General features: G+C 67.9%; 6 protein-coding genes. 2 read left to right on the forward strand and 4 right to left on the reverse strand.

Annotated features, from left to right (window positions below; all coding sequences use genetic code 11):
* The coding region (locus VFV09_00555) for an AAA family ATPase (protein ID HEU4866191.1) at positions 1-2,049 on the forward strand (2,049 nt) is incomplete at its 5' end.
* Positions 2,050-2,052: 3 nt separating this feature from the next.
* Here VFV09_00555 and VFV09_00560 read toward each other — a convergent pair.
* The 4 genes from VFV09_00560 to VFV09_00575 all read right to left on the reverse strand — a co-directional run bounded on the left by VFV09_00560 (position 2,053) and on the right by VFV09_00575 (position 6,049).
* Positions 2,053-3,063, reverse strand: a complete 1,011-nt coding sequence (locus VFV09_00560; GenBank protein HEU4866192.1) for a hypothetical protein — start codon at positions 3,061-3,063, stop codon at positions 2,053-2,055.
* Between the two features lie 25 nt (positions 3,064-3,088).
* Positions 3,089-4,168, reverse strand: coding sequence for a bifunctional DNA-binding transcriptional regulator/O6-methylguanine-DNA methyltransferase Ada (ada, locus tag VFV09_00565; protein ID HEU4866193.1), 1,080 nt, complete (start codon positions 4,166-4,168; stop codon positions 3,089-3,091).
* An 84-nt stretch (positions 4,169-4,252) separates the two neighbouring features.
* On the reverse strand, positions 4,253-4,639 hold the full coding sequence (locus VFV09_00570) for a DUF1304 domain-containing protein (GenBank protein HEU4866194.1): 387 nt from the start codon (positions 4,637-4,639) through the stop codon (positions 4,253-4,255).
* A gap of 114 nt (positions 4,640-4,753) precedes the next feature.
* Positions 4,754-6,049: a hypothetical protein gene (locus tag VFV09_00575; GenBank protein HEU4866195.1), complete on the reverse strand. Its 1,296-nt coding sequence runs from the start codon at positions 6,047-6,049 to the stop codon at positions 4,754-4,756.
* 284 nt (positions 6,050-6,333) lie between these two features.
* Between VFV09_00575 and VFV09_00580 the strand changes: the two genes are divergently transcribed.
* Positions 6,334-7,227, forward strand: an 894-nt coding sequence (locus VFV09_00580; protein ID HEU4866196.1) for an ATP-binding cassette domain-containing protein, incomplete at its 3' end; no start/stop codon positions are given.

Consider the following 7,227-nt stretch of genomic DNA (forward strand, 5'->3'; position numbering starts at 1 on the left):
ACCACCCTTCTAGATAACGAGATTGCGCGGGAACAGGAGCACGTCGACCTCTGCTACACGCGCCTGGCCGACCTCAGAGCCCGGACCGAGTCCAGCCTGGAGAGCTCGATCTCGATGAAGACCAACACCCCGCAGTCGGTGTTCGACCGCGAGGCCTTCGCGAGCAACTCCCGAAGGCGCCTGGCCGCCGTATCGGTGAGCGAGCAGCAGCTGGTCTTCGGCCGGATGGACTGCGAGGACGCGGACAAGCCGCTGTACGTCGGGAGGATCGGGCTGTCCGACACCGAGCAGGAGCGCATCCTCATCGACTGGCGCGCCCCGGTCGGCTCGGCGTTCTACCGCGCGACCTCGTCTTCGCCCCAGGGCGTGGTCCGCCGCCGGACCCTGATCACCAGGGGCCGCAAGGTGGTCGGGATCAACGACGACCTGCTGGTCCCCGAGAAGGCCGGAGACCTGGCGGTCGTGGCCGGCGAGGGCGCCCTCCTCCACGCCCTGATGCGGGAGCGCGGCGAGTTCATGAACGACATCGTCTCCACCATCCAGGCCGAGCAGGACGAGGTGATCCGCTGCGACCCCAAGGGCAGCGTGATCCTCACCGGGGGGCCGGGTACGGGCAAGTCGGTCGTGGCCCTGCACCGCACCGCCTACCTGATGTACGAACGGGCGGCCGAGCTGGAGCGCCTGGGCGTGTTGCTGGTCGGGCCGGGACGGAGGTTCAGCCGGTACATCAGCCGGGTCCTGCCCTCCCTGGGCGAGACTGCGGTGAACATCCGCTCGGTCTTCGACATCACCGACCCCGTGGTAGCGACGGAACGCGAGTCCCTCGAGGTGGCGCGCGTCAAGGGGAGCCTGGCGATGGTCAAGGTCATGAAGAAGTTCCTGGTTCACAGCTACCCGCCGCCCCCGGGCGAGCTCAAGGCGACCATCTCGGGCAACACGGTCAAGCTCCTTCCCGCCAACCTCCGCTCCGCCCGGGACGAGGTGCTGAACTCGCTGCCCACCGGTTTCAACCGGTCGGCCGACAAACTGCTCCGGTCGATCGCCCGGGCGTTCCTGGCAAAGTCCGGGCGCCGCAACGTCCGGGCCCAGGAGATCAACTCCCTCGCAAACACGCTGTCGGAGAAGAGCGAGGTCCTCGAGACGCTCGAAGCCCTCCTCCCACAGCGGCGTGCGATCCAGGTGTGGGGCGAGATGAAGGACTGGCCGGAGGACCTGCTGTCGATCCTGCAGGCCCACTTCCCCCGCCCACAGGCCGAGGCCCTGGTGGCCGACCTGGTGGCCGGCGGAGGCCCGAAGGTAGGCGACCTGCCGCTGATCGACGAGCTCGACTGGCTCCTCGGCCCCTCGCCGAGCATACGGGAGACACCGGTTCACGAGGACGACATCTACGACGAGGTCACCACCCTCCAGGACCGGCTCGACGCCACCCGCCAGGCCGAGTGGGGCGCCAGCAAGACCACGGGCTTCGGGCACATCGTCGTCGACGAGGCGCAGGACCTGTCGCCGATGCAGTGGAGGCTGCTTGGGCGCCGGGGCGAGGACGCCACGTGGACCATCGTCGGCGACCCGGCTCAAGCCACCCTGGCGACCCCCGAGGAGTGGGAGGCCTCCCTGGCCCGGGTTCTCAAAGGGCGACGGGTCACCCGCTTCACCCTCGGCATCAACTACCGGACCCCCAAAGAGATCATGGAGTACGCCGCCCGGGCGTCGGGCGTGTCGCTCGGCGACCTGCAGTCCATCCGCTCGGGCACCGAGCCGGTCTTCTTCAGGTACGAGGGCGACTCCAGCGCTGCGGTCAAGGAGGGTGTCGCCTGGCTGCGGGAGCAGGGCGGGCTGGGGTGCTTCGTGACCCTGGAAGCGGGGGCGCTCGAAGGCAGCACCGAGGAGTTCGAGGTCCTCTCCGCGCTGGACGCCAAGGGCCTGGAGTTCGACTACGTGGTTCTCTACCGCCCGGAGGCCGTCGACCGGAGCTCGCCGGTGGACGCATCGCTGATCCTCATCGGCGCGACCCGGGCCACCAAGGGCCTGGCGGTCGTCACCGGCGCCTAGCGGCTACTTCTCGACCAGATCCTGCTCCGCCCGGTCCTCGGCTGCGATGGCCGCCGACCAACCGTTCTCGCCGTCCTCCACCGCCAGGTGCAGCTGCCACCCGCCCACCGGCCGCATCGGCTCCCAACGGAACCACCGGAGCTCGGACAGCTCCTCCCCCAGCTGGTCGGGGTTCGGCGGCCAGTCCAGGTCGCAGAGGGCCGACGCCGCCCACCATGCGGCGGAGCGGCCGGCGGCTGCGCCGTTCCGGCGCCCGTGGGCGCCTCCCGACGCCCCGGCCCAACCCATCAGAGCCAGCGCCAGGGCAGGTTCGATCTCGCCTATCAGGAAGTCCTCCTCGCACAGGTGGCCGATCGCTGCCTCCACCGGACCGTCGACCACCGTTGCATCGGCCAGTCCGTTCGACGACCGAACCCACGTCGCAGCCAGGTCGAGCAGTGACCGGACCAGCTCCGGGTCGTCGATCTCCTCCCCCGCCTTGCCGGTGCCCCTGGTGGTCAGCGGCTCGACCTCGGGCGGCGGGGCGATCACCTTGCTCGACCGGTAGGTCGCCAGCGAGTACTGCGGCTCCCAGCCCTGCAGGACCATCGGCAGCTCCAGGATCTCGGGGTGGGTCTTTTCGATCCCCTCGAGGTTCTCGCCCCGAACGACCCGTTCGGCGGCAAGGACTCCGGCGATCTGCGGCGACGAGATGAAGGGGCTCAACTCGGAGAACTCGTGGGTGGACGCCGACACCTCGGTGAGGGGGCCCAGGGCGAAGCGGCCGGCGGTGGGCGCCAGGACCGAGGCGGCGTAGGAGGCCGGGGCCTCCAGGGCCAGGCGGTACTCGACGTGCTCGGCGATGGGCCACAGCTGTTTGCCCCGCTCGACCGCCTCCCGGCAGCGCCAGGCGAGATCGACCAGGCCGTCCCACTGCCTGGCTTCGCACAGGGCGTCCACCCGGCGCAGCAGCTCGTTCGGTTGGGCGGCCTCGACCAGGTCCCCGTCGGTCAGCCGGTAGTCCTCGTCATCCACCTGCGAAGAGTAACAAGTGTTGCCGCTACCCTCCTTCGGGCGGCGGCGCCGACTCCCGTCGCAACAGCTCCCGCTTGCGCTCCACACCCCACCGGTAGCCCGATATCGAGTCGTCGCTGCGCACCACCCGGTGGCAGGGGATCACCACCGCCACGCCGTTGGCCGCGCAGGCGGCGGCCACCGCCCGGGCCGCCTTGGGACGCCCGATCTGCCTGGCGATCTCCGAGTAGCTGGCCGTCGAACCGGCCGGAATCTCCCGCAGCTTCCTCCAGACCAGGTGCTGGAAGGCGGTGCCCCGGATGTCGAGCGGCAGCTCAAAGGGCGAACTCGGGTCCTCCACGAGATCTATGACTGCCGACACCCACTCTGTGAACTCGCCGTCGCCGGCGACGATCTCAGCCCGCGGGAAGCGCCGTCGCAGCTCGGCCGAGAGCACTTCGGGGTCGTCGTCCATCAGCACGGCGCATACCCCGACCGGCGTGGCGGCCACCAGGATCGCCCCGAGCGAACACTCCCCCACGGCAAAACGGACCGTCATCCCCACGCCGCCGGCCCGGTAGGCGGCGGGAGTCATGCCCAGCGCCCCGGAGGACCCCTCGTAGAAGCGGCTGGACGAGTTGAAGCCGGCCCGGTAGACCGCGTCGGTGATGGTCCCGTCCTGTTGCAGGTCGTTTCGTACCCGGGCCGACCTGACCGACTGGGCGTACGCCTTCGGCGTCAGGCCGGTCACTTGCTTGAAGACCCTCTGAAAGTGCGAGGTGCTCATCGCCGCAACCCGGGCAAGCTCGGGGGTTGAAGGAGGGGTCGAGGCGGTCTCGATCGCCCGGCAGGCCCGGGCCACCGCCCCGGACCACTCGGACGCCAGGGGCTCACCCGTCGGGTTGCACCTGCGGCAGGGGCGGAATCCGGCAGCCACCGCGTCGGCGGCGGTGGCGTGAAAGGCGACGTTCTCCCGGCGCGGCAGGCGCGATCCGCAGGTGGGCCGGCAGAAGACACCCGTCGTCCGCACCGAGTAGAAGAACCGGTGTTCGGCCTCGGGGTGACGGCCGGCTACCGCCTTCCACCGCTCTTCGTCGGTTGTAAATGCCTGGGTTACTGCGATCATCCTGCCCTCCGGTTGCCGGATCCCTGGGGACCACGATAATCCGGCGGCCGGGGCCAAACACCCCGTTTTGCGCCTTTGAAATCCTCAGCCGTTGACTCGGACCAACAGCAGGATGAGGAAGATGAGTGCCGGGAGCGCCTGCGCCGCGGCGCCCCGCTTGAGCTGAGGGGCGGAACCCAAAAGCGCCAGCGCCGCCACCACCATCGACAGGCAGCCGAACGCGGTGAGGGTAAGCCCCACGGTCTCGTGGTCCATCGCCCAAAGGACCAGCCCTCCGAGAGTCGCCACGGCGAGCATCAGGTTGTAGACGCCCTGGTTGAACGCCAGGAGGCGGGTGGTCTCGGCCTGCTCGGCCGTCATGAGGAACCCCTTGTACACGGCCGGCTTGGTCCACCACAGGCTTTCGGCACAGAAGATCACCACGTGCAGCAGTCCCGCGACCCCCGCTGCAACGTACATCGCAACAACCATTGCGCCCCCGATGTCTGGTTTCTCCGAACTATACGCAAACCGCCCGGCCACCGGTACAAAAAAGAACCCGAGGCCGGACCGGCCTCGGGTTCTTTTTTCCTGCGGGTGTTCGGTTTAGAAGAACCCGTTGTAGATCGCCTGCGGCAGGCCGAGTGCAATGTCGAGTGCGGTGCCCAGCGAAACCTGCGGCATCCCTTCGCGGTACCAGACTCCGTCGCGGTAAACAGCCGCATCGGTCGTGCCGTCTCCGTCGTAGTCTCCCGGAACCGGCACGTCACCGGCCATGCCGAGGTAGGTGGTGGGAATGCCTTCGACGTGCCAGGCGCCGTTGCGGTAGACGGCACGCTCGGTGTCGCCGTCGCCGTTGTAGTCGGCGGGGACCGGGATGTCGCCGGCGAGACCGAAGTAGACCGTCTGCATGCCTTCGACGTGCCAGGCGCCGTTGCGGTAAACGGCACGCTCGGCGTCGCCGTCGCCGTTGTAGTCGCCGGGCACCGGGATGTCGCCGGGAAGTCCGAAGTACACAACCGGCTTGCCCTGGACGTGCCAAGCGCCGTCACGGAACACGCCGCGGTCGACATCCCCGTCGCCGTCGTAGTCGGCCGGCACCGGGATGTCTCCCTTTAGCCCGAAGTACACGACCGGCTGGTTCTGCACGTACCAGGCGCCGTTGCGGTAAACGGCACGGTCGACCGACCGGTCGCCGTTGTAGTCGGCGGGCACGGGCAGATCGCCGTTGAGCCCGTAGAAGACCGTGGGCTGGCCGGGACTGATCCAGTTGCCGTGGTCGCCGAAGAGAGCCAGGTCGGACTTGCCGTCGCCGTCGAAGTCGTTGTGGGGGACCGGGCGCCTAACCGGAGCCGAGCCGACCACGCTGGTGATGTCGTTGTTCGTGCCTGTCCAGGCAGCCCCGGATGCGATCCCGCTCACCAGGACGTTCTGGTTGGTCTGGGGGTGGGTCTCATTCGCCAGGGAGTCGTGGTTCGGCGCCCGGTTGGCCTTCATGGTGAACATGATCTTGCACTCGTCGAGGTCGGAGGCGATGTCGCTCTGGCCGATCGAGAAGTTCTGGTTGTCGGCCCGCCGCACCTGGATCTGACCGTTGTCCGGGTTGACGACCGTCAGGTTGAAAGTCTGGCCGCTGCAGGCCGTGCCGGAGAGGCCGGTCCCGGTCGGGCTGAAGGTGAAGACGCCCGGGTCGGCGGTTCCGCCGGCGCAGAAGCTGTCGAAGTTGGAGCAGGAGGGGACGAACATGAGGTCGGTGACGGTGATCGGAGTGGGTGCGTGGTTGATCACCCAAAGGTTCGCGGAAACCGGCGACTGTCCGACATTGACGACCGTGGGGAAGCCCGGCAGGACTCCGTAGGACTGTGCCTCGGCCGGCATGATCGGAAGCAATGCAAGCGCCATCAGGCTGAGAATCAGCAATTTGGCGAACCGGGTAGCGGTGCTGCGAACTGGCAATGAGGATCCAAGGGGATTGGACACGGCAGGTCTCTCCTTTGAGCTGTCCCGTCCCCCGTTGGACTTTGGCAGTGCCCATATATCGGCAGATTTGCCAAAAGTTTTAACGCGGTCCGCGAGTCGATGGCGTCGTTTGTAGCCATTCGAACCGCGGGCAATGAAATTTGACTGATAACCGGACCGCCAATCGCTGAGTTCCTAGGAATGCACCGGACTGTTAACCTGAGCCCATGCCCGCACAGTTCATCTTCACCATGCGCAATCTACAGCGCGTGCACCCCCCGGACCGACAGGTGTTACGCGGAATTAACATTTCGATGTTTCCCGGAGCCAAGATCGGGGTACTCGGGGCCAACGGATCCGGCAAGTCCTCGCTCCTTCGAATCATGGCCGGCGAGGACGACGGTTACACCGGCGAAGCGCGGCTCACCCCCGGGTTCACCGTCGGGTTCCTGGCGCAGGAGCCGGCCCTGGACAACAGCAAAGACGTCATGGGCAACGTGGCCGAAGGGGTGGGCGAGGCCAAGGCCCTGATCGACAGGTACAACGCGGTCTGCGAGGCGATGGGCGACCCGGACGCCGACTTCGACAAGCTCATCGACGAGCAGGCGGCCCTGCAGGAGAAGATCGACGCAGTGGACGCCTGGTCGGTGGACCGCACGTTGGAGATCGCAATGGACGCCCTTAGGCTTCCGCCCGGGGACGCCGAAGTCTCCCGGCTCTCCGGCGGCGAGCGGCGGCGGGTGGCGCTGTGCAGGCTGCTGCTCCAAAAGCCCGACCTGCTGCTCCTGGACGAGCCGACCAACCACCTGGACGCCGAGTCGGTGGCCTGGCTGGAGCGAACCCTGCAGGACTACCCGGGAACCGTCGTCGCGGTGACTCACGACCGGTACTTCCTCGACAACGTCGCCGGTTGGATTCTTGAGCTTCACGCCGGACACGGCATCCCGTGGGAGGGCAACTACTCCTCCTGGCTCGACCAGAAGCAGGCCCGGCTCGCCCTGGAGGAGAAGGCCGACGCCCGCCGGCGCCAGACGCTGCAGCGGGAGCTGGAGTGGATCCGCATGTCCCCCCGAGCCCGGCAGGCCAAAGGCAAGGCCCGCCTCAACAGCTACGAGCAGCTG

The organism is Actinomycetota bacterium (genome assembly GCA_035759705.1).
Classification (GTDB): Bacteria; Actinomycetota; CADDZG01; order JAHWKV01; family JAHWKV01; genus JAJCYE01.